Genomic DNA, 23,170 nt, shown 5'->3' on the forward strand with positions numbered 1-23,170 from the left:
TTAGCAAAAAACATTTTAGATGTATAGAAGAAAAAACTGATTATAAAGATATTCTTTACAATATGTCACAAGATATAGTTGATGAAGGTGTTTGTTCACCAAGTTATCCTAAAGATGTATGGGAAAGAGAATCTTACTTAAGTACTATTTATACAAATGGAGTATCAATACCTCATCCAATTGAAATGACAGGGAGTAAAAATATTATATCAGTAGCTTTGGTACATTCTGATATTAGTTATGAAGGTAGAAAACCAAAAATAATTTTTATGATTTCCTTAATAAAGGGAAATTTAGAACTTCATAAACAGATATCTAAATACTTAACTAAGGTTATGACAAATAAAGATATAGTAGATATGCTAAATAAGTCACGATCTTATGAAGAGTTTATGTATAAATTAAAAATCTACATAGGGGGGTAGGCATGAATATAGAGTTTTTTAAAAGATTATCAGAAGCGGATGGAATAGCTTCTAATGAAGGAGAAGTTAGACAAGTTTTATTAGAGGAGTTAAAAGACTATAGCGACGAAATAGTATGCGATGGACTAGGTAGTATAATTTTTTCTAAGATAAAAGATGAAAAATTACCAAATGTAATGGTTTATGCTCATATGGATGAAGTTGGTTTTATGGTAAGAAGCATCGATAACCTTGGTATGATTCATTTGATAACAATAGGAGGCGTAAAACCTCTTGCACAATTCACACAAAAAGTCAGAATTACAACAAGTGATGGAAGGAAAATTCCAGCTATTATAAATGGTACATATAATGATGGTAAAGCTGAGAAGATATATGCAGATATTGGAGCATGTACGGCAGAAGATGTATACAATTTGGGTATCAAAGTTGGAGATATGGTAACATATACAACTGAATTTGAAGAGTTTACTTTACAAAATAGATTAGTAGGTAAAGCTTTTGATGATAGAATAGGATGCTTTGTAATGGGAGAAGTATTAAAAAGATTAGATAAAAATGATCTAAATTGTAATATTCATTTTGCAGCAACAAGTAGTGAAGAAGTTGGCATAAGAGGCGGAAAAACTGCAACTCAGTTAATAAATCCTGATATAGCATTCATAATAGATGTAGCATGTGCTAAAAATGAATTTGTAAGAGACCATACAAATCAAAAACAAATTGATAAAGGTGTAATGTTAATGCATAGAGATAGAACTCTAGTGCCAAATAAAAAAATGATAAATTACATAATAGAAACTGCTGAAAAAAATAATATATCACTTCAACATGATATGTTTGAATCAGGTGGAACTGATGGAGGAGAGGCACACCTTGTAAATGAGGGAAAACCTTGTGCAGTGACTTGTGTACCAGTTAGATATGGACACTGTGCATTCTCTATAGTAAGTAACAAGGACTTAGAATCTATTATAGAATTGTATACACAATTAATTTTAAATTTTGATGAAGAAAAATATAAAAATATAATAAATTTTATGTAAAGTAAAAAGGAGAATAAGAAAATGTCAACAGAAATGCAAATAATGGAACTTATATCAACAGCAGGTGAAAGTAAAGCTAAAGTTTTCCAAGCTTTAAAGAAAGTTAAGGAAAATGATTTTGAAGGAGCAAGAGCATTAATAGCTGAAGCTCGTAAAATAGATGTTGAAGCTCATAACATACAAACACAATTAATAACTCAAGATATAAGTGAAGATGTTGAAAGTCCAGCGATGAGTCTTTTAATGGTTCATGCTCAAGATCACTATATGACATCTCAATTAGCAAAAGATTTAATAGAAGCTTTAATAGAAGTTTTTGATAAGTAATAAATATATAAATTATTTATAAAAATAAAAATACAAATTTTAGGAGGAATAATTATGAAAATATTATTATGTTGTGCAGGTGGATTTTCTACAAATATGCTAATGCAAAATATGAAGAAGGTGGTAAAGGAAAGCGCTAAGCTTAATGAAAATGATTTTGATTTTACAGCTATACCAGCGGATTCATTAGAAAGCGAAATAGATAACTGGGATATAGTTTTAGTTGGACCACAAGTATCTCATAAAACTGATTTTATAGAATCAATATGTGAGCCAAGAAATAAGCCATTCGTAGTAATCGATAAAGACGTATATGGCAAGATGGATGGAGCAACAGTAATGAAACTTGCTTTAGTAACATATAAGAAACATGAATTAGCTTCTAAAGCAAAATAGATTTGAAATAATAAAATTATAAATAGGGGGTTAAAAATGTTCGCAAAGTTTGAATCATTTATGAATCGTGTATTTATGCCTTTAGCTCACAAGGTTGATAATCAACGTCACCTTGGAGCTATAAAGGCTGGTATGGTTGCTATGACACCATTTAACAATATTAGGAAGTATATTTGCAATACTTCCAGCACTTCCAAATATGCTTGGAGAAGGAAATCCAATAAGTCAATTTATATTAAATAATGCAGCAGTATTAGATTTACCAGTAAGTCTTTCTATAGGATTAATAGGATTATATGCATGTATGTGTATTGCATTTAACTTAGGTAATTATTATAAATTATATATACCAGGTTGTGTTACACTTGCAACGTTCTCATTCTTATTCTTAGTAGCAACTTTTACACCAGATGGTGCATTAGAATTAGGAAACCTAGGTGCTAAAGGTCTATTTACAGGTATGATAGCTGGTCTTGGATCTGTGGAGTTATATAATTTCTGTAAGGAAAAGAATCTTACAATAAGAATGCCAGAGGGAGTACCAGATTTTGTATCTAAATCTTTTGAATTAATACCAACTACTATTATAGTTTGTGGTACTTTCATAGCAGCTCGTTTTATTTCATTAGCTGTATTTGGAGAATTGCCTCCACAAATACTTACTCAATTCTTATCTCCACTAGTAGGAAGTATGGATAATCCATGGGCAGTTCTTGTACTTAATTTTGCTATATGTACAGTGTTCTTCTTTGGTATACATTCATCAGTATTTAAGCCTTTAACTGGGCCTATAATGGTTACATTTATAGCTGAAAATATAGCAGCGATGCAAGCAGGACAACCAATACCACATTTCTACACAGGAGGAGTTTCAAGTGCATTCTTCGGATTTATAGGTTGCGGTATTAGTATAGGGTGCGTAATAGCTTGTATGTTATCTAAAAATCAAACTTATAAGAAAATAGGTCGTGTATCATTATTCCCAGCATTATTTGGAATAAATGAACCAATATTATTTGGTGCTCCAATAATATTAAATCCAATAATGTTCATACCACATGTATTTGGTGGAGCTATAATAGGTACATTACCAATGTTCTTTATGCACTGGGGATGGTTAGCCAAACCAGTATTTGACCCTCCATATGTAGGGGTATTCTTAGAAGGATTCTTAACTAATGGAGACTGGCGTTCTATAGTAGTTAATGCTTTACAATTAGTATTAGCAGTAGCATTATACTGGCCATTCTTCAAGATAATGGAACGTCAACAAGAAGCTAAAGAAAAAGAAGAAGCTAAAAATGCAGATAAGAATATATTCTCTGAAGAAGACGAAGATCTATTAGGAGATTTAGGGTTAGATTTCTAATATTTTATGGATGATAGAGTAGAAAGAATAAGAGATTTAATTGAAGAAAGAGGTGTTGACGCTCTTTTAATCAAAGGCAAAAATAATAAAAGGTATATAGGTGCATTAACAGGTAGTGGTGTTTATGTGCTTATTACAAAAGAAGAAAAATATCAGATTCTAGATGGTAGATATACTGACGAAGCAGATAAAAAAACATCTGGATTTATAAAAAGGGTTGTGTCTCAGGGTTCTTATATACCAAGTATAATTGAATTATTAGAAGAACTGAATATAAAAAATATAGCAATAGAAAGCCAAGCTATGAGTATACAAGAGTATATCTTGCTGGAAAAGGCGGACTTTAATATTAGTTTAATAACTAATGAATTAGGCAAAGTAAGGGCTGTAAAATCTAAAGAAGAAATTGAGTTTATTAAAAAAGCTTGTGAAATTACAGATGAAGTCTTTAGCGAAGTTATATCTGAAATAAAAGAAGGTATGACTGAGCTAGAGGTTTCAGCCCTACTTCAATATTATGCACTTAAGAAAGGTGCAAGTGGCATGTCATTTGAACCAATAGTAGCATCTGGTGCAAGAGGGGCTATGCCTCACGGAAGACCTACAACTAAAAAATTAAAGAAAAACGAAGCTATAACAATAGATTTTGGAGTTGTTTACCAAGGATATCAGTCTGATATGACTCGTACAATATCTATAGGTAAGCCACCTAAAATTATTCAAGAAATATATGATGTAGTTTTAAAAGCACAATTATCGGCAATAGAGGCAATAAAAGAAGGCATGAAAGCTAGTGATGTTGATAATGTTGCTAGAAAAATTATAGAAGATAATGGATTTGGAGATTATTTCAATCACGGACTAGGTCATGGAATAGGTCTTGGCGATGGAGAAGTACCAACACTAAACTCAAGAAGTGATGATATTCTAACTGAAGGGATGGTAATGTCTTGTGAGCCAGGTATTTATATTCCAGATGTAGGAGGAGTTAGAATTGAAGATGATATTGTCATAATTGATGGAAAGGGTGTTTCACTTAATAAGACATCTAAGGACTTTATAATATTAGGAGAGTAAAGCTATGAAATATAATTTTGACAAAGTACTAAATCGTAAAGAAGGTAATTGTAGAAAATGGAGCAATACTGTAATCAAAGAAAAATTTGGATTAGATGAAAATGCAATTCCTATGGATTTAGCTGATATTGATTTTGAATGTGCTCCAGCTATAAAAGAGGCAATAATAAAAAGAGCATCTGTAGGAGATTACAGTTATACTTTCATAGGAGATGACTTCTATGAAGCTGTTATAAACTGGAATAAAAGAAGGTTTGATGTTCACATAGAAAAAGAATGGATAAAATTAACTTTTGGTACAGTTTCAACTCTTCACTATATAGTTCAAGCATATACTAAAGAGGGAGAAGGAGTATTAATAAATACACCAGCCTATGATCCTTTTGCGGAAGCTGTAGAAAATAATAATAGAAAGTTATATTGTAGCCCATTAAAATTAGAGCATAATAGATATTATATTGACTTTGAAGATATGGAAAATCAAATGAAGTCTGGTAATATAAAAGTATTTATATTCTGTAGTCCACAAAACCCATCTGGTCGTATATGGACAAAAGAAGAATTATATCAAGTGTCAGAATTATGCTTGAAGTATAATGTACTTTTAGTAAGTGATGAAATTCATAGAGATGTAGTATTTAAAAATAATACATTTGTGTCTTTATGGAATGCTCATCCTGAAATTTATAAAAATAGTATATTATGTGTGTCTCCTAACAAAGGATTTAACTTAGGTGGATTAAAAACATCTTATGTGATAATAAGAGATTCTAAAATTAGAGAAACTTTATTAGAAAGACTAAAAAGTAACTCTATAACTTCTCCGAATGTATTTGCAGTTCCTGCAATTATTGCAGCATATAATGAAAGTGAGCAATGGTTAGATGAGATGACTGACTATGTAGAAAGTAACTTTGAGATAGTTTATGATTTCTTTGAAAAATACATGCCAAAAGCAAAGGTTATGAAGTCAGACTCTTCTTTCTTAGCATGGATAGATGTAAGAGAAGTGTTTAATAATGAGGAAGAGTCTAAAGAATTTTTTAGAAATGCAAACTTAACTATGGTAGTTGGAAGTTACTTTGTAAAAGATGGAGAAGGATTTATCCGTCTTAATATAGGGTGTCCTAAAGAAACATTAAATGAAGCACTAAATAGAATTAAAGAAACTTATAAAAATATGTATTGTCAAAAAGCTTAAATTAGTATTTGATAAATAGAAAAATAAATCCCATATATGTTGATATTTATTCAATATATGTGGGGTTTATTTTTATTTGCCTGAAATAATTAAAATAGTTTAAATATTTAATTGATAAAAATCTGTCACCTCTAGATTAGTAAATATAGACTGAAACTATATTTACTAATCTAGAGGTGTTTTTATATATAGCTTATTGATTCTAGTAATAAGGATTTTTTATTATAAAATAATAAATTTGAATTATCTTAAGTTTATTAGATTATATATTAGATAATATATATTATACTTATTAAAAAGGGGATGATTAAAATAATGAAAAAAGAGAAAAATACCTGCTATGTTTGTGAAGGTAAAATTATGAGTGAAGAAGATTTAGTTATATGTGAGATCTGTAATCATATCTATCATAAAATATGCTGGCAAGAAATCATAGAAGAGTGTATTTATTGCACGAATAAAAGATTTAAAGATGAATTGAGCGATGAATAGTAGTAAAGTAATAGCAAAAATATTTATAAAAAATCTAGATATGAATATATCTAGATTTTTTTATAAAATATTTTTACTAATAATAAGAAATCTTACAAATGATAATAAAATATTTAAAATAAACTGGTACAATATTATAAAGGGGATCTAGAATCGATGTTTTATTTTTATATCACACCAAAGTCCTGCATATGAAAAGTATAGAATATAAAATAAAATAACAATTATGGAATAATAGAAGGGGGAAAATTATGTTATATACGCCAAAGTAGATATGAAAGTAATGAAGAAGCTATTAAATCTAGAAATTTACTATAATCCTTGTGAATTAATATTATCTATAAAGTCAGAAAATTTCTTAAATAAATTAATAAAAGAAATTAAAGAAGGTAGATCTAAATTATCAGAATATATATCTATGGGGAAATAGGAGAAAATTAAATGGTTACTATTACAAAATTTTTAACAGAAGAAGATTTGAAGATGAAAATATGTGATTGTCAATGTGAAAAGAATTTAAAGGTTTTGTTTAAAGAAATAAATGAATCAGAACTTAGAATTCAACCTAATAAAGATATTAAAGGAGCGTACATATTAAGAAATGAAAATATAGTAGCACGTTGTGAAGGATGTAAAAAAATATACTTTATTATGACTACATTTGAAGGTGGGCTTAAAGAACAATACATAAGTGTAGACTCTGTTGAATTATTTGAAGGAAGTATGAAAGAACTTAGAAAAATATTGAATGAGATGTATGATGAATATGAAAAAGAGTTAATTAATATAGCAACAGATGATTATTCTATTAAGATATTAGATAAATTTGAAGATGAAGAAAAAATAATTACTAGATATGCATATCTAAATAGAGAAGATACAGATTTATATGAAGATTTAATAAATTAATAAAAAAGATTGGAGCTTATGTTCCAATCTTTTTTAGTTAAAATCTATAATTTTAATTATGTAAAAATAATTATGATTATTTGCATCTAAAACTATTACAGTAAGTTTCTGAGTATAAATTAGCTTTTTCTATATTTGATGTTATAGCTACATCGTGTAGACTACATACAGTACCAGCCACATTATGTGCACAACTTTTAACATTACATCCAAGTGAATTACAAGGACTATCATCTAAAGTATTATTAGTTAAAGTACTATAAGTAGCTTGATTTAAAAAAGAACTACAAGATGTGTTATTGTTTGTTCTTGCTTTTTTACCATTTACAGATATTTTATTTGCATAGCATGCACCATTATTATTATGAGAACAGTTATTTACATTACAACCTATTGTTGGCATAATATACCTCCTTATTAAGTTAATCAATAATTAGTATTGACATATCTTAATAAAAATATGATGATAATTAATTAAAATGACATAGAAAACAAATTTATATTTTTAGCATGCATAAATAGAAGCCAAATACTTAGGTGTAAGTAATGGCTTTCAATAAGTAAAATTCAAGTAAAAATTAAACAAATATTATATAAATTTGCTATATAAATCTTTATTTAAAAGAGATTTTGCAATAAGAGCGGCAGATAAAGGATAAGATTTTGCAGGTTTCCATATCTCGATTAATTTTTTTTCAAAGTCGTTAAATGTAAGAGACTCACCATTTTCAACTCTAGTAGAAAATTCTTTAGTAAATTCCTTAATTTTTAGAAAGTCTTCTAATTCTAATTCATAAAAAAGTTGGGTGCTGTGTTGAGGGGGTTTTAAAAAAATTAGGTTTTGTCTAAACTCTAGAAAATCTAATTTATTAATAAGATAATTACTTTTTTCGTCCAATTAAATCACCTCGATACTTTAAAAATAAAATATTACTTTATAGTATGTATAAAAGTAAAGAAATGAGACAAAAATACTTTAATAAAAGTTACTATTTTTTTCCTTGATATAATGGAAATCTTACATATAAAAATAGCATAGATAAGGAGGTTATTTTATGTTCGAAAAGAAACAGAAATTTTCTTGGAAAAAACCAGCATTATCCTTTCTAGGGGTGATGGTTTTAGTATGTGGAATAGGTATAGGAGTAAAAGTTAAAGATACTCAAGAGGCTAGACTAGCAAAACAAGAAATGAATTCTTCTAAAGAAGTATTCAAATTAAATCAAGATTGTGAAATTTGGGTACAAGGTCAAATAACAAGTAGTGGTTCTTATGAAAGTCCTAAGATGTTAGGAACAATACCAAAGGATTTATTAGATAAAAGCAAAGCAGAAATAACGGATTACTTTGAAGAAAAGTATCCGAACAAAGAAATAGTGAGTATGAATCAATATGAAATAATTTTATGTAATTCTCAAAATAAAGAGCCAGCTAAAGCTAATAAATATTCTATAGAAGAAAAAGATGGATTTATATATGTTTATAAATATGATAAAGAAGGAAACAAAAGTGAATTAGAAAAAACAGAAATATCAGTTGATTCTCTCCCAAAATCAGTACAAGAAGAATTAGCATCAGGAATTGTGGTTGATACTGAAAATGATGCTTATACTAGACTAGAAAACTTTGAAAGCTAATCCTTAATATTTATATAAAATCTTATACTACCCCTATATAAAATAATTAAATTTATATGGGGGTAATTTTATGCTTAAATTTTCAATATCATATAAAGTTAATAATGAGTAAATTGTTTTGTACATAAGTGATTTAGAAGTAAGGGAATTTTTATATATTATCAGTATTATTCTAATTTTATGATGATATGGTATAATATATAAGAACATAAGTTTCGTGAAAGTATGTATGGAGGTCTTTAGTTTTATGAGGATACTAGGAATAGATCCCGGTATAGCAATTGTTGGTTATGGGATAATTGAGTATAAAAATAACAAATTTAAAGTCATTGACTACGGTGCGATAACTACTCCGTCAACTATGAGCAATACAAAAAGATTAGAACGAATATATAAAGGAATAGACCTTCTGATAAAAAATTATAATATTGATGAAGTTGGAGTTGAGGAATTATTCTTTAATAAAAATGTTAAAACTGCAATAACAGTAGCTCAAGCAAGAGGAGTTATATTACTAGGTTGTTCTCATAATGATAAGCCAATTTATGAATATACACCTCTTCAAGTTAAGCAAGGTGTAGTTGGATACGGAAGAGCACAGAAGGCTCAGGTTCAGCAAATGGTTACATCGATGTTAAATTTAAAAGAAATACCAAAGCCTGATGATGTTGCTGATGCTTTAGCAGTTGCCATATGTCATGCTCATGCAAATAAACTAGAAAAAACTTTAAAAAATATAGGTATGTAATAGAAGGAGAAAATCATGTATAGCTACATAAAAGGTAGTATTGAGGAAATTTGTTTAGATCATGTGGTAATTGATAACAATGGTATAGGATATAGGATAAATGCATCTACTAATACTATTATGAAATTACAATTAGGTCATGAATGTAAAATTTATACAAAGCTTATCGTAAAGGAAGATGATATGAGTCTTTGTGGTTTTTATGATAAGGAAGAATTGAAGATGTTTGAGTTATTAACATCGATTTCAAAAATAGGACCAAAGGTGGGCCTTGGAATATTATCGTTCGCTTCACCAAAACAAATAGGAGCTTATATACTAAGTGAAGATATAGCGAAATTATCCAAGGCTCCAGGTGTTGGCAAAAAGACTGCGGAAAGAATAGTTTTAGAGCTTAAGGATAAAATAGACAAAAATAACGTAGAGTTTGAAGCAACTTTATTAAGTAGTCAGCCTATTACAGTATCTAAAGATGAAGCGATAGATGCGTTAGTTGCATTAGGATATTCATTACAAGAATCAAAAGATGCAGTACAAAAATGTAAGAAAGATGGATTAAATACAGAGGATATTATTAAAAAATCATTAAGTTACTTAATGAGTAAATCTTTAAGATAATAATTGGAAGGGGGGACTTACTTGTACGGATTTGAAGATGAAGATAGAATTATCACATCAAGTATGCAAAATGATGATGTAGATATAGAGAATAATTTAAGACCTAAGTTTTTAGCGGATTATTTAGGACAAGAGAAAGCAAAAGAACAATTGTCAATATTTATAGAGGCAGCTAAAAGTAGGAATGAACCTTTAGATCATGTTCTTTTATATGGACCGCCAGGACTTGGGAAAACAACATTAGCAAGTATTATTGCTAGCGAAATGGGTGTTAATCTAAGAATAACATCAGGACCAGCAATTGAAAGAGCTGGAGATTTAGCTGCAATACTTACTAATTTAAATGAAAATGACGTTTTATTTATTGATGAAATTCACAGAATAAATAGAAGTGTAGAAGAAGTGTTATATCCTGCTATGGAGGATTATTGTATAGATATTATAATCGGTAAAGGTCCATCAGCAAGGAGTATAAGACTTGATTTACCTAAGTTTACCTTAATTGGTGCCACAACAAGAGCAGGTATGTTAACTAATCCACTTAGAGATAGATTTGGTGTTATATGTAAGCTTGATTATTATACAGTTGAAGAATTAACTAATATAGTTATAAGGTCGGCTAATATATTAGGCGCAGACATAGAGCAAAGAGGAGCTATGGAAATAGCAAGACGTTCTAGAGGAACACCAAGGATAGCTAATAGATTACTAAAGAGAGTCAGAGACTATGCACAAGTCAGAGCAGATGGAAATATAACATCGGAAGTTGCAGACCAAGCCTTAGAAATGATAGGCGTGGATAGTTTAGGTTTGGATTATGTAGACGAGAAATTATTATTAACTATTATTAATAAGTTTAAAGGAGGTCCAGTTGGACTGGATACTTTAGCTGCATCAATTGGAGAAGATAGAAATACAATAGAAGATGTTTATGAGCCATATTTACTTCAGCTTGGATTTATAAATAGAAGTCCAAGGGGAAGAATAGCAATGCCTAATGCATATAAGCATTTAAATATATCCTATCCAGAAAAATAAACAATAGTATCAATGGACACATGACAAATTGTTTTAGTAGAAAAAAAATTAATTTTTTGATATTATGATAAATATATGTTTCAAACAATATAATTTGAAAGGACGTTTAACATTGAAAACAAGCGATTTTTATTTTGATTTACCAGAAGAATTAATTGCTCAAGTACCAATTTTAGATAGATCAAGCTCTAAATTAATGGTACTAGATAAAGAGACTGGTGAAATAAGTCATAAAGTTTTTAAAGACATTATAGATTATTTAAACCCAGGTGATTGTCTTGTATTAAATGATACTAGAGTAATACCTGCAAGATTAATTGGTGCGAAAGAAGGCACAGGTGGAAAAATAGAGTTTTTATTATTAAAAAGATATGAAGATGATACTTGGGAAACTCTTGTTAAACCAGGTAAAAAAGCTAAAATAGGATCTAGATTCTCGTTTGGAGATGGAAAGCTTATAGCTGAAGTTGTTGGAATGGGAGATGATGGTGCTAGAATAGTAAAATTTGAATACGAAGGTATTTTTGAAGAGGTTTTAGATGAACTTGGAAATATGCCACTTCCGCCATATATAACAGAACGATTAGAAGAAAGAGAAAGATATCAAACAGTTTACTCTAAACATAATGGTTCTGCAGCTGCCCCTACAGCAGGTCTACATTTTACAGATGAATTATTAGAAAAGATTAAAGATAAAGGTGTAGATTTAGCATTTGTTACACTACATGTAGGGCTAGGAACTTTTAGACCGGTAAAAGTTGATGATGTGTTAGAACATGATATGCACTCAGAGTATTATATGGTATCACAAGAAGCAGCAGATAAAATTAATAAAGCTAAAGAAAATGGAAATAGAGTTATAACAGTAGGTACTACTAGTACAAGAACTATAGAATCTGTAGCTGATGAAAATGGAAATATGAAAGCAGATTCTGGATGGACGAAGATATTTATTTATCCAGGATATAAATTTAAAGTTGTAGATAACTTAATAACTAACTTCCACTTACCAGAGTCAACGTTAATAATGTTAGTAAGTGCTTTAGCAGGAAAAGAAAATGTATTGAATGCATATAAATGTGCAGTTGAAAACAAGTATAGATTCTTTAGTTTTGGGGATGCAATGTTTATAAAATAATAAAAGGGGATATATTATGATAAAAAGACATGATAAAAGATTATTAAAACTATCGAAAAACTTTGAAACAGCTCTTTCGATAGTACTACTTATGCTTGTATTACTAGGGATGATGGACTTAATAAGAAGTGTGTATAATGCTTATATAGTAGACTTTAGCAATCCTGTAGAGTATAGTCAGCTTAATAGCTTTTTAGCAGAGGCATTACTATTGGTTATAGGTGTTGAACTAGTTGTTATGTTATCTTTACATATACCAGGAGTGCTATTAGAAGTACTACTATATGCGATAGCTAGAAAACTTATACTACTTCCTAAAAATTCGGGGATGTTAGACTTACTTCTGGGAATACTTGCAATAGGAGCAATATTTGCAATTAGAAAGTTCTTATTGACATCAGAAGAAAGAGCTATAAGTTTAAGTAGGTTATATAATCTAAAGCCTTTAAAAGAGGAACATGTTAAATCAGAAAAAACAGAGCATTTTGTTAATCAACATAATAATGTTAAAAAAATAGAAAACTAAGAGTATAAGACAGTATTAAGGAGAATAAAAATGAGTGCAATAAGATATGAACTTATAAAAACTTGCAAACAAAGTGGTGCAAGACTTGGTAGATTACATACTCCCCATGGAGTAATAGAAACACCGATATTCATGCCTGTTGGTACGCAAGCAACAGTAAAGGCTATGACACCAGAAGAACTAAAAGAAATAGGATCTCAAATAATATTAAGTAACACTTATCATTTATATATGAGACCAGGTCATGACCTAGTTAAAGAAGCAGGCGGACTTCATAAATTTATGAATTGGGATAGACCGATATTAACAGATAGTGGTGGATTCCAAGTGTTTAGTTTAGGTCCACTTAGAAAAATAACTGAAGAAGGTGTGCACTTTAGATCTCATATAGATGGGTCTAAGCACTTTATAAGTCCAGAAAAGGCTATGGAAATACAAAATGCGTTAGGGTCAGATATAATGATGGCATTTGATGAATGTGCTCCATATCCAGCAGATAGAGAATATGTTAAAAATTCTTTAGAGAGAACTACTAGATGGTTAAAAAGATGTAAAGAAGCTCATAAAAATACAGAAAACCAAGCATTATTTGGTATAATCCAAGGTGGTATGTATAAAGACTTAAGAGAGCAATCAGCTAAAGAAATATTAGAGTTAGATTTACCAGGATATGCTGTAGGTGGACTTAGTGTTGGAGAACCTAAAGAATTAATGTATGAAGTTCTTGATTACACAGTACCTCTAATGCCAGAAGATAAGCCAAGATACTTGATGGGGGTTGGTTCACCAGATGACTTATTAGAAGGTGTAATAAGAGGAATAGATATGTTTGACTGTGTGCTTCCTACTCGTATAGCTAGAAATGGTACTGCAATGACTAGTCAAGGTAAAGTAGTAGTTAGAAATGCTAAATATGCAAGAGATTTCTCTCCACTTGACCCAGAGTGTGATTGCTATTGCTGTAAAAACTATACTAGAGCTTATATAAGACATTTAGTTAAAGCTAACGAAATATTAGCTGCTAGACTTATAACTACACATAACTTAAGATTCTTACTTAAATTAATGGAAGATGTAAGACAAGCTATAATGGAAGATAGATTATTAGATTTTAAAGATGAGTTTTTCACAAAATATGGGTATAAATTATAAGAAACTTGCGATATAATGTATATTATACTTTTATTAAAAATGATGATATACATATAAAGGAGTGAAAAGTATGGATACAAGTATGATGATTTCAATTGCTTACATGGTTGCATTATTTGCAATTTTCTATTTCTTATTTATAAGACCACAAAAGAAAAAAGAAAAACAATTAGAAGATTTAAGATCAAGTTTAGAAGTTGGACAAATGGTAGTTACAATAGGTGGTATGCTAGCTACTGTAGCCAAAGTAGAAGAGGACATAGTTGTTCTTGAAGTTGGACCAAATAGAACAAAAATGCCATTTAAAAAATGGGCTATAGCTTCTGTTGAAGAAAAAAATCAAGATAAATAATTAGTAATTTAAAATCTCCCTAAGGAATATATTATTTTTGAGGGGAGGTTTTTTTATGTCTAAAACTATACATATATTAAAAGGCCTAGGATATGCATACATAATAACTTTGACGATATTATTAGGATATAACTTATTACTTACTTATACTGGATTATCTTATGATACAGTATCTATGGTAACATCATTTATTACTACTATATCAGCAGCTTTTGGTGGATTTTATGCATGTAGACATATAAAAGAAAAAGGTCTAATATATGGTTTTATTGTAGGAATATCATACATGATAATACTTGTCATAATGTTTTATTTAGCTAAAGAAAAGTATATATTTGATATGACAGTTCTTTACAAAGTATTGTTGGTTTCAGCTGCAGGAGGCATAGGAGGAATACTTGGTGTTAACTTCAAATAAGTTCCATAACGTGAAAAATTATGATATAATTAGAACAGTTAATTATAATTGGAGGTAGTTAAAATGGCTAAAAAACATATAAAAACATTATCTAGTGCTACTTTAAAAGAGAGTGCTGCAAAAGGTGGATGTGGAGAATGTCAAACTTCTTGTCAATCTGCATGCAAAACTTCTTGCACAGTTGCAAACCAAGAGTGTGAAAGATAATTTAAAAGAGAGAGTTTTGATGGGTGAGGGTATTAATAGAATAATGCCCTCATTTTAATTATAAGGAAATTATATGTTATCTGTTCTGTGGAGAATATATAATTTTCAACTTTGTTACTTGAGCAACTGACACAGTCGTTGGAGACATGAAGTGTAGCGCCCACACAGTGGCTTAAACGAAGTGAATTTTTTATTTAAATGAAAATTTACATATATTTAATAATGGGTATATAATAATATAGACTAAATTTTAGGAGGATGGATTATGAGTATGATACATAAGTTTTCTATGGATGGATACAATATTGTATTAGATGTAAATGGAGGAGGAGTTCATGTTCTTGACAATGTTGCTTATGATCTTGTAGATTTGTTTGAAGAAAAATCTAAGGAAGAAATCGTAGAGACTTTAAATAAAGATTATACTAGAGAACAAATCGAAGAGGCTTATGAAGAAATTAAGTCTTTAAAAGAAGAAGGACTTTTATTTACAGAAGATACGTACCAAGAGCATCCAAGCTTTGTAAATAGAAAAAAAGTTGTAAAAGCTTTATGCTTACATGTTTCTCACGATTGCAACTTAAAATGTAAATATTGTTTTGCTTCACAAGGTGACTTTGGTGGAGAAAAAGAAATGATGAGTTTTGAAGTAGGTAAAAAAGCTATAGATTATCTAATTGCTAACTCTGGTAATAGAAGAAATTTAGAAATAGATTTCTTTGGTGGAGAACCATTAATGAATTTTGATGTTGTTAAAGAATTAGTAGCTTATGGTAGAAAAGTAGAAAAAGAAAATGGAAAAAACATAAGATTCACTATAACAACTAATGGTGTATTATTAGATGATGATAAAATAGATTACATAAATGAGCATATGCATAATGTTGTTTTAAGTTTAGATGGAAGAAAAGAAATAAACGACAATATGAGACCTACAGTTAATGACAAAGGTAGTTATGATGTTATTATGCCTAAGTTTAAAAAATTAGTAGACAAAAGACCTAAGGACAAGTATTACTACATTAGAGGAACATTTACTAGAGATAACTTAGATTTTTCAGAAGATGTGCTTCATTTTGCAAATGAAGGATTTAAATTAACTTCTGTTGAGCCAGTTGTTGGAGATGAAAGCAATCCATATGCTCTAAGAGAAGAAGATATGGAAAAGGTGTTTGCTGAGTATGAAAAATTAGCAAAACAATATGCAAAAAGAAAATTAGATGGAGAAGACTTTACATTCTTCCATTTTGTTGTTGATTTAAATCAAGGACCATGTGTAATAAAAAGAATTACAGGATGTGGAGCTGGAAATGAATATTTAGCTGTTACACCTAATGGAGATATATATCCTTGTCACCAATTTGTTGGGAATGATGACTTCAAATTAGCAAATATACTAGATGAAGAGGTTGTTATACCTAAAGAAATAAGTAATATGTTTAGAGATGCTCATGTATACTCTAAAGAAGATTGTAAAACATGCTGGAATAAATTCTACTGCTCAGGTGGATGTCATGCTAATGCAATTAACTTTAATGATGATATTAAAAAACCTTATGAGCTTGGTTGTGAAATGCAAAAGAAAAGAACTGAATGCTCTATAATGATTCAAGCAAAATTAATGTTAGAAGGAGAATAAACCTATGATTAAAGAATATGAAGGAATAAATCCTAGTATTGATGAATCTGTATTTGTAGCAGAAAGTGCTGATATAATAGGAAATGTAGTTATCGAAAAAGATGCAAGTATTTGGTATAATGCAGTTTTAAGAGGTGACGTAAATAGAATTCATATTGGAGAAAATTCAAATGTACAAGACGGTAGTGTTGTACATTGTTCTGAAAAACAAGATACAATTATAGGTAAAAACGTGACTATTGGTCATAATGCAATTATCCATGGATGTAAAATAGGAGATTATAGCTTGGTTGGTATGGGTTCGATTATACTTGATGATGCTGAAATAGGAGATTTTAGTATGGTTGGAGCTGGAAGTTTAGTAACGAGTAATAAAAAATTCCCAGCAGGAGTTTTAATTTTAGGTTCACCAGCTAAAGTTATTAGAGAATTAACGGATGAAGAAAAAGAAAGTCTAAAAAAATCTGCTATAAATTACGTAGAAGAGGGTAAAAAACATAAGTAATTAAATAATAATTATAATAAATGAAAAAGAGCAATATATATTGCTCTTTTTCTAATTTACAATAACTTAGTATTAGACTATGGTGTATAAGTTAATAATATTATAATATTTAAGTGTAATCATAAAAAATGAGGTGATAACTTTTGATATATAATAAAAAATGGACGTTGAAACATAAGGGAAAAGTAAAAGAAACAGATTTAAGCAAAAAAATAAACATTTCCCCGGAAATTAGTCAAATTTTAAATAATAGAGGGATAAATAATGAGAAAGATGCAGAAATCTTTATGAATCCCTCTTTAGAGTATCTTAGAGATCCATTTTTGATGAAAGATATGGACAAGGCTGTAAAAAGAATAAAAAAAGCAATTGAAAACAATGAAAATATATATATTTATGGAGATTATGATGTGGACGGTGTTTCATCAACTTCAATTTTATATATTTATTTTAAATCTATAGGTTACCCAGTAAAATATTATATCCCAAATAGATTAGAAGAAGGATATGGAATAAATGAAGAGGCTATTAGGAAAATTAGTAGTGATGATTGTACTCTTATAATTACTGTAGACTGTGGTATTACATCTGTAAAAGAAGTAGAAATAGCTAATGAGTTAGGTATAGATGTTATAATAACAGATCATCACGAATGCCAAAGTGAAATACCAAATGCCTACGCAATAGTAAATCCAAAGCAAGAAGATTGTAGCTATCCATTTGATATGCTTTGCGGATGTGGAGTAGCATTTAAAATGATACAAGCTTTAACTGATAAGGAAGAGTTTAAGACATCTATGTATAATTACCTAGAGATTGTTACCTTAGCGACTATATGCGATATAGTCTCGCTTATAGATGAAAATAGAATTATAGTAAAAAATGGTCTAAAACTTATGAAAGAAGGGAAAAATTTAGGGTTAAGAGAGCTGATTAAAGTATGTGGTATAGAAACTAATAAAATTGGATCATCTCATATAGGATATTCTGTAGGCCCTAGAATAAATGCTTCTGGAAGGCTAGGATATTCATACTTAGGTGTTCAATTGTTTACTACAGATTCACAAGAAGAAGCAAAAGAAATTGCTAATATATTAGAATCTAAGAATATAGAAAGACAAATGATTGAAAGTAAAATGTATAAAGAAGCCGAAGAAATTATGGCTAATGATGAAAGTTATAAAGATGATAAGGTGTTAGTAGTTGCACATGAAGGATGGCAACATGGTGTAATTGGTATAGTAGCCTCTAAATTAACTGAAAAATACTACAAGCCAACTGTATTGCTTACAATAGAGGGTGATGAAGCTACAGGTTCTGCCAGATCAATAAAAGGATTTAGTATATTTGATGCACTGGAATCTTGTAAAGATTTAATGAATAAGTTTGGTGGTCATGAGCAAGCAGCAGGATTATCTCTTAATAGAAATAATATTAAAGAACTTAAAGAAAGAATCAATAAAATAGCTGATTATAGTTTAAGTAAAGAAGATTTAATTGAAAATATAAAAGTAGAATATGAGCTAGAAGAAGATAGTGCAAATTTGGACTTAGTTGATGACTTACATAAATTAGAACCATTTGGAATGAATAATCCTTCTCCAAGATTTATAATGAGAGATTTGCTATTAACAAATGTATACAAAATGGGCAAAAATAAACAACATTTAAAGATTATTGTTGAAGATAATAAATCGTATGGATGTGTAGGATTCAATATGTCTTATTTAGCAGATAATTTTGAAGTAGGAGATAAAATAGACATATTATTCCAAGTAGATGAAAATAATTATAACAATGAAAGGAAAGTACAGTTTTTATTAAAAGATATAAGATTATCTCATCCAAAGATAGCGACAAATAATAATATGTCTATTAAACTATTTGAAAAGATAATACCAAAGGACAAAGAAAATATTTACTCTATTGATATAGCTGATGAATATTTATATGATGACATAGAAGGAAATAGAAATATTAATATTTTTGAGTATATTAAAGAAGACACATTAGTAATAACGAATACTTTAAATGGATTTTATAGAGCTTTATCAGATATATCTCTTACAGATTTAGAATTTGGAATTAATTTTAATTATATTAATGAAAAAAATAAGAAAGTGCAACTTATATTTTCACCTAATATTGATAAAATAGACTTAAAAAGATATAATAGAATTATTCTTTATGATTTTTTATATAATAAAGGAGAATATTCGTATCTAAATAAGAACATTTTAAATAATGAGAATATTATTAAGTATTATAGAGAAGAAGATAAAATATATTTAAAAAGCATAATGGAAAATATAGTTCCAAATAGAGAAGAATTTATCAATATTTATAAGTATATGCTTGTAAATAAAAATATAGATATTGAATTGACTGAACTAAAGAGAGTATTTAAAATTTTACCATTAAAAATATTTGGAATTCTTAGAGTTTTTAAGGAGTTAAATTTATTAAATTTTGAAATAAATGACGATAATAATAGTATATCAATATATTTATTAGAAAAACCTGATAAAAAGCTTAATTTGGATGAAAGTGTAATACTTAATAATCTAAAAAATTTAAAAGAGATGTATCTAAAAAGCTATTAGGAGGAGTTTTAAATGGATTTAAAACAAACAGTAAGGGTAATTGAGGATTTTCCTAAGGAAGGAATAAGCTTTAAAGACATAACAACATTATTACAAGATGGTGAAGCGCTTAAATATGCAATTGATCAAATGATAGAAGATTTAAAAGATAAAAATGTAGATTTAATTGCAGGTCCAGAAGCAAGAGGATTCTTAATGGGAACACCAGTTGCTTATGGTATGGGAATAGGATTTATACCTGTTAGAAAACCTGGAAAATTACCAGGAGAAGTTGAAAGCTATGAATATGATTTAGAATATGGTTCTAATAGATTAGAAATACATAAGGATGCTATTAAGCCAGGGCAAAGAGTTGCTATAGTTGATGATTTATTAGCTACAGGTGGGACTATGGAAGCTGCAGCTAAATTAATTGAAAAGCTAGGTGGAGAAGTAGTTTCTATGCAATTCTTAATAGAATTAGAAGATTTAGAGGGAAGAGAAAAATTAGCAAATTACGATGTAAACTCTCTTATAAAATACTAAGACAATAATAATAGTTGGTTTATTACCAACTATTTTCATATATAATAAAATTTATACTTTAGAGAATAGGTGGTTATATGCATGATAAGGAATTACAGGAGATACTAGATAAAATAAAAGAATATGCTCCTAATACAGATACTACTCTTGTAGAAAAAGCTTACTATTTGGCTAAATCTGCTCATGAAGGTGTCCTAAGGAAGTCAGGGGAACCTTACATAATTCATCCAATAGCTGTTGCAAATATTTTAGTAGATATGCAACTTGATATATCTACCATATCGGCAGGACTTTTACATGATGTAATTGAAGATACGGATTATACTTATGATAATATAGAAGAAATGTTTGGCAAGGAAATTGCTGATTTAGTTGATGGGGTAACAAAACTTGGACAGATAAAATATAAGTCTAAAGAAGAAACTCAAGCTGAAAACCTAAGAAAAATGTTTTTAGCTATGGCAAAAGATATTAGGGTTATACTTATAAAGCTGGCAGATAGACTTCATAACATGAGGACTTTAAAATATATGCCAGAAGAAAAGGCAAAATATAAAGCTAAAGAAACTTTGGAAATTTATGGAGGGATAGCCAATAGACTTGGAATTTCTAAAATTAAATGGGAGTTGGAAGATTTAGCTTTAAGATATATTGACCCAGATGGTTATTATGACTTAGTTAGTAAAGTTTCTATGAAACGAAGTCAAAGAGAAGCTTATATAGAAAAAATAGTAAATTTATTACAAGAAAAGTTCAATGAAGTTAATATAGATTGTGAAGTTTATGGAAGGCCAAAACATTTTTATAGTATTTACAGAAAAATGCAAAATAAACACAAGACTTTTGATGAAATCTTTGATTTAACAGCTGTAAGAATACTTGTAGACACTATAAAAGATTGTTATGCAGTTCTTGGGATGGTTCATACACTATGGGTACCTATGCCAGGTAGATTTAAGGATTATATAGCAATGCCGAAAGCAAATATGTATCAATCGCTTCATACTACTGTAATTGGTCCTGAAGGTGAACCAGTAGAGATACAAATTAGAACTCATGAGATGCATAACATTGCAGAGTACGGTATAGCTGCTCACTGGAAGTACAAAGAAGGTGTAATGAGCAACAGTGATAAAATGGAAGAAAAACTTAAATGGCTACGACAAATGATGGAGTGGGAAAAAGATGTTAAAGACCCACAAGAGTTTTTAGATTCATTAAAAGAAGATGTATTTAATAGTCAAGTTTATGTTTTTACTCCAAAGGGAGATGTTATAGAACTTCCAGCAGAATCTACTTCTATAGATTTTGCATATAGAGTTCATACAAAGGTAGGAAATAAATGTGTAGGTGCTAAGATAAATGGAAGATTAGTTCCTATTGATTATAAATTACAAAATGGAGAAATTGTTGAAATTATAACGTCTACAAACTCTAATGGGCCAAGTAGAGACTGGTTGAAGATAGTTAAAACTCCAAATGCAAGGAATAGAATAAGACAGTTCTTTAAGAAAGAAAGAAGAGAAGAAAATATTGAAAGAGGATATGAAATTTTAGAGAAAGAATTTAAAAGATATGGAATTCCATTAAGAGACTCTTCAGTAGAAAAATTCATGGAACAGGTTGCTAAAAAACTAAATCAACCAAGTCTAGAAGATTTAATAGCAACTATAGGATATGGGGGTATTGTTGCTAGTCAAGTAGTTCCAAAGGTTAGAGATTATTACCTTAAAGAAGAAAAGAAAAAAGAAAAAGAAAATAGACTAAAAGAGCAAGAGGATTTAGTTAAAAATAACTTAAGTGATAAAGAGTATAAGGAAAAAAGGAAAAAGAGTACCTCAGGTGTAATTGTAAAAGGGCTAGACAATATATTAGTTAGATTTGCAAAGTGTTGTAATCCACTTCCAGGTGATGAAATAGTTGGATATGTTACAAAAGGAAGAGGTGTTGCAATTCATAGAGCTGACTGTCCAAATTGTAAGCTTGATAATGAATTATTTAGCAAAAGGCTAGTGGATGTAGAATGGAATAATCCTAAGAAGTCTAAGTTCGAAGGTGAAATTAGAATAATAGCTAATGATAGAAATGGAATTTTAAATGATGTAACTCATATGATAGCTATACAAAAAAATAATATAAATGGAATAAATGCTAGAAAATCGAAAGATGGTATAACTCATATTAATTTATTAATAGAAGTAAATGACATTTCTGAACTGACAAGTTTAATGAAAAAATTGAGGTCTATACCTGGTATAGATGATGTTTTCAGGGTTAGAAATTAGGAGGAAAATATGAGAGCAGTTGTACAAAGAGTTTCTTCTTCTAAAGTAACAGTAGATGAAGAGGTTGTTGGTAATATAAATAATGGATTATTAGTTTTGTTAGGAGTAACTCATGATGATACATCTAAAGATGTTGATTACATGGTAGACAAGGTAACTAATTTAAGAATATTTGAAGATGAAAATGATAAGATGAATTTATCTTTAAAAGATATTAATGGAGAAGTTCTGGCAGTTTCTCAATTCACATTATATGGTGATTGTAGAAGAGGAAGAAGACCTAGTTTTAGTGATGCAGCTAGACCAGAAGTTGCAAATCCTCTATATGAGGAATTTGTTAAAAAGATAAGTGATTTAGGAATTAATGTAAGTACTGGAAAGTTTGGGGCACACATGATGGTAGATTTAACTAATGATGGACCGGTTACTATATTATTAGAATCAAGAAAAGAATTCTAAGAGAGGGGAAAATCATGATAGTAGAAAAAATTATTGAAAATGGTATGGGTGAAAATACTTATGTAGTTAGTGATGAAA

The 23,170-nt window shown here is 29.2% G+C and carries 29 protein-coding genes; 27 read left to right on the forward strand and 2 right to left on the reverse strand.

Features of this window, described 5'->3' with window-relative positions; translation table 11 throughout:
• The 11 genes from J7G74_RS08175 to J7G74_RS08220 form a co-directional block, all read left to right on the forward strand.
• Positions 1-425, forward strand: a 425-nt coding sequence (locus tag J7G74_RS08175) for a PTS sugar transporter subunit IIA (RefSeq protein WP_297133967.1), incomplete at its 5' end; no start/stop codon positions are given.
• Positions 426-427: 2 nt separating this feature from the next.
• Positions 428-1,471, forward strand: coding sequence for an aminopeptidase (gene ypdE, locus J7G74_RS08180; protein WP_297133969.1), 1,044 nt, complete (start codon positions 428-430; stop codon positions 1,469-1,471).
• 21 nt (positions 1,472-1,492) lie between these two features.
• Positions 1,493-1,798, forward strand: coding sequence for a PTS lactose/cellobiose transporter subunit IIA (locus tag J7G74_RS08185; RefSeq protein ID WP_297133971.1), 306 nt, complete (start codon positions 1,493-1,495; stop codon positions 1,796-1,798).
• A 54-nt stretch (positions 1,799-1,852) separates the two neighbouring features.
• Entirely contained in the window at positions 1,853-2,194 is a 342-nt protein-coding gene (locus tag J7G74_RS08190) for a PTS sugar transporter subunit IIB (RefSeq protein ID WP_297133973.1), read from the forward strand.
• Positions 2,195-2,230: 36 nt separating this feature from the next.
• On the forward strand, positions 2,231-2,437 hold the full coding sequence (locus J7G74_RS16705; RefSeq protein ID WP_330616471.1) for a hypothetical protein: 207 nt from the start codon (positions 2,231-2,233) through the stop codon (positions 2,435-2,437).
• Positions 2,394-3,563 carry a PTS sugar transporter subunit IIC gene (locus J7G74_RS08195; RefSeq protein ID WP_330616472.1) on the forward strand — a complete coding sequence of 390 codons (1,170 nt, stop codon included), beginning with the start codon at positions 2,394-2,396 and terminating at the stop codon, positions 3,561-3,563. Before J7G74_RS16705 ends, J7G74_RS08195 begins: the two co-directional genes overlap by 44 nt.
• A 6-nt stretch (positions 3,564-3,569) precedes the next feature.
• Positions 3,570-4,640 (forward strand): M24 family metallopeptidase, encoded by a 1,071-nt coding sequence (locus J7G74_RS08200; protein WP_297133975.1) that lies wholly within the window; start codon positions 3,570-3,572, stop codon positions 4,638-4,640.
• 4 nt (positions 4,641-4,644) lie between these two features.
• On the forward strand, positions 4,645-5,841 hold the full coding sequence (locus tag J7G74_RS08205; RefSeq protein WP_297133977.1) for a MalY/PatB family protein: 1,197 nt from the start codon (positions 4,645-4,647) through the stop codon (positions 5,839-5,841).
• A 315-nt stretch (positions 5,842-6,156) separates the two neighbouring features.
• Complete coding sequence (locus tag J7G74_RS08210; RefSeq protein ID WP_297133980.1) at positions 6,157-6,333, forward strand: RING finger protein; 177 nt, start codon at positions 6,157-6,159, stop codon at positions 6,331-6,333.
• A 274-nt stretch (positions 6,334-6,607) separates the two neighbouring features.
• A complete protein-coding gene (locus J7G74_RS08215; RefSeq protein WP_297133982.1) occupies positions 6,608-6,763 on the forward strand; it encodes a hypothetical protein in 156 nt (51 codons plus the stop codon).
• 11 nt (positions 6,764-6,774) lie between these two features.
• Positions 6,775-7,242, forward strand: coding sequence for a hypothetical protein (locus tag J7G74_RS08220; protein ID WP_297133983.1), 468 nt, complete (start codon positions 6,775-6,777; stop codon positions 7,240-7,242).
• A gap of 76 nt (positions 7,243-7,318) precedes the next feature.
• Here the strand turns inward: J7G74_RS08220 and J7G74_RS08225 are convergent, their stop codons facing one another.
• Both J7G74_RS08225 and J7G74_RS08230 read right to left on the reverse strand, forming a co-directional pair.
• Positions 7,319-7,645 carry a DUF1540 domain-containing protein gene (locus tag J7G74_RS08225; RefSeq protein WP_297133985.1) on the reverse strand — a complete coding sequence of 109 codons (327 nt, stop codon included), beginning with the start codon at positions 7,643-7,645 and terminating at the stop codon, positions 7,319-7,321.
• Between the two features lie 186 nt (positions 7,646-7,831).
• A complete protein-coding gene (locus tag J7G74_RS08230) occupies positions 7,832-8,140 on the reverse strand; it encodes a hypothetical protein (protein ID WP_297133987.1) in 309 nt (102 codons plus the stop codon).
• A gap of 157 nt (positions 8,141-8,297) precedes the next feature.
• Between J7G74_RS08230 and J7G74_RS08235 the strand changes: the two genes are divergently transcribed.
• The 16 genes from J7G74_RS08235 to dtd all read left to right on the forward strand — a co-directional run bounded on the left by J7G74_RS08235 (position 8,298) and on the right by dtd (position 23,092).
• Entirely contained in the window at positions 8,298-8,879 is a 582-nt protein-coding gene (locus J7G74_RS08235) for a hypothetical protein (protein WP_297133989.1), read from the forward strand.
• A gap of 247 nt (positions 8,880-9,126) precedes the next feature.
• A complete protein-coding gene (gene ruvC / locus J7G74_RS08240; RefSeq protein ID WP_297133991.1) occupies positions 9,127-9,627 on the forward strand; it encodes a crossover junction endodeoxyribonuclease RuvC in 501 nt (166 codons plus the stop codon).
• A 15-nt stretch (positions 9,628-9,642) separates the two neighbouring features.
• Complete coding sequence (gene ruvA / locus J7G74_RS08245) at positions 9,643-10,245, forward strand: Holliday junction branch migration protein RuvA (RefSeq protein ID WP_297133994.1); 603 nt, start codon at positions 9,643-9,645, stop codon at positions 10,243-10,245.
• 21 nt (positions 10,246-10,266) lie between these two features.
• Positions 10,267-11,283, forward strand: coding sequence for a Holliday junction branch migration DNA helicase RuvB (ruvB, locus tag J7G74_RS08250; RefSeq protein ID WP_297133998.1), 1,017 nt, complete (start codon positions 10,267-10,269; stop codon positions 11,281-11,283).
• Between the two features lie 112 nt (positions 11,284-11,395).
• On the forward strand, positions 11,396-12,421 hold the full coding sequence (gene queA / locus J7G74_RS08255; protein ID WP_297134000.1) for a tRNA preQ1(34) S-adenosylmethionine ribosyltransferase-isomerase QueA: 1,026 nt from the start codon (positions 11,396-11,398) through the stop codon (positions 12,419-12,421).
• A 16-nt stretch (positions 12,422-12,437) separates the two neighbouring features.
• Complete coding sequence (locus tag J7G74_RS08260) at positions 12,438-12,947, forward strand: phosphate-starvation-inducible PsiE family protein (protein WP_297134003.1); 510 nt, start codon at positions 12,438-12,440, stop codon at positions 12,945-12,947.
• Positions 12,948-12,977: 30 nt separating this feature from the next.
• Positions 12,978-14,099: a tRNA guanosine(34) transglycosylase Tgt gene (tgt, locus tag J7G74_RS08265; protein WP_187295236.1), complete on the forward strand. Its 1,122-nt coding sequence runs from the start codon at positions 12,978-12,980 to the stop codon at positions 14,097-14,099.
• 70 nt (positions 14,100-14,169) lie between these two features.
• The gene (yajC, locus tag J7G74_RS08270) at positions 14,170-14,451 is read left to right on the forward strand and encodes a preprotein translocase subunit YajC (RefSeq protein WP_297134009.1); all 282 of its coding nucleotides are present in this window, start codon (positions 14,170-14,172) and stop codon (positions 14,449-14,451) included.
• 55 nt (positions 14,452-14,506) lie between these two features.
• A complete protein-coding gene (locus J7G74_RS08275; RefSeq protein ID WP_297134011.1) occupies positions 14,507-14,869 on the forward strand; it encodes a TIGR04086 family membrane protein in 363 nt (120 codons plus the stop codon).
• 63 nt (positions 14,870-14,932) lie between these two features.
• Positions 14,933-15,076, forward strand: a complete 144-nt coding sequence (gene scfA, locus J7G74_RS08280) for a six-cysteine ranthipeptide SCIFF (RefSeq protein WP_187295239.1) — start codon at positions 14,933-14,935, stop codon at positions 15,074-15,076.
• A 265-nt stretch (positions 15,077-15,341) separates the two neighbouring features.
• On the forward strand, positions 15,342-16,715 hold the full coding sequence (scfB, locus tag J7G74_RS08285; RefSeq protein WP_297134015.1) for a thioether cross-link-forming SCIFF peptide maturase: 1,374 nt from the start codon (positions 15,342-15,344) through the stop codon (positions 16,713-16,715).
• Positions 16,716-16,719: 4 nt separating this feature from the next.
• Entirely contained in the window at positions 16,720-17,220 is a 501-nt protein-coding gene (locus tag J7G74_RS08290) for a gamma carbonic anhydrase family protein (protein ID WP_297134017.1), read from the forward strand.
• A 143-nt stretch (positions 17,221-17,363) separates the two neighbouring features.
• Positions 17,364-19,823 (forward strand): single-stranded-DNA-specific exonuclease RecJ, encoded by a 2,460-nt coding sequence (recJ, locus tag J7G74_RS08295; RefSeq protein WP_297134019.1) that lies wholly within the window; start codon positions 17,364-17,366, stop codon positions 19,821-19,823.
• Positions 19,824-19,835: 12 nt separating this feature from the next.
• A complete protein-coding gene (locus J7G74_RS08300) occupies positions 19,836-20,348 on the forward strand; it encodes an adenine phosphoribosyltransferase (RefSeq protein WP_297134021.1) in 513 nt (170 codons plus the stop codon).
• Between the two features lie 77 nt (positions 20,349-20,425).
• Positions 20,426-22,633, forward strand: coding sequence for a RelA/SpoT family protein (locus J7G74_RS08305; RefSeq protein ID WP_297134024.1), 2,208 nt, complete (start codon positions 20,426-20,428; stop codon positions 22,631-22,633).
• A gap of 9 nt (positions 22,634-22,642) precedes the next feature.
• Entirely contained in the window at positions 22,643-23,092 is a 450-nt protein-coding gene (gene dtd / locus J7G74_RS08310; RefSeq protein ID WP_297134025.1) for a D-aminoacyl-tRNA deacylase, read from the forward strand.
• Positions 23,093-23,170: the final 78 nt, after the last annotated feature.

The sequence above is a fragment of the Terrisporobacter sp. genome, assembly GCF_017888745.1.
Classification (GTDB): domain Bacteria; phylum Bacillota; class Clostridia; order Peptostreptococcales; family Peptostreptococcaceae; genus Terrisporobacter.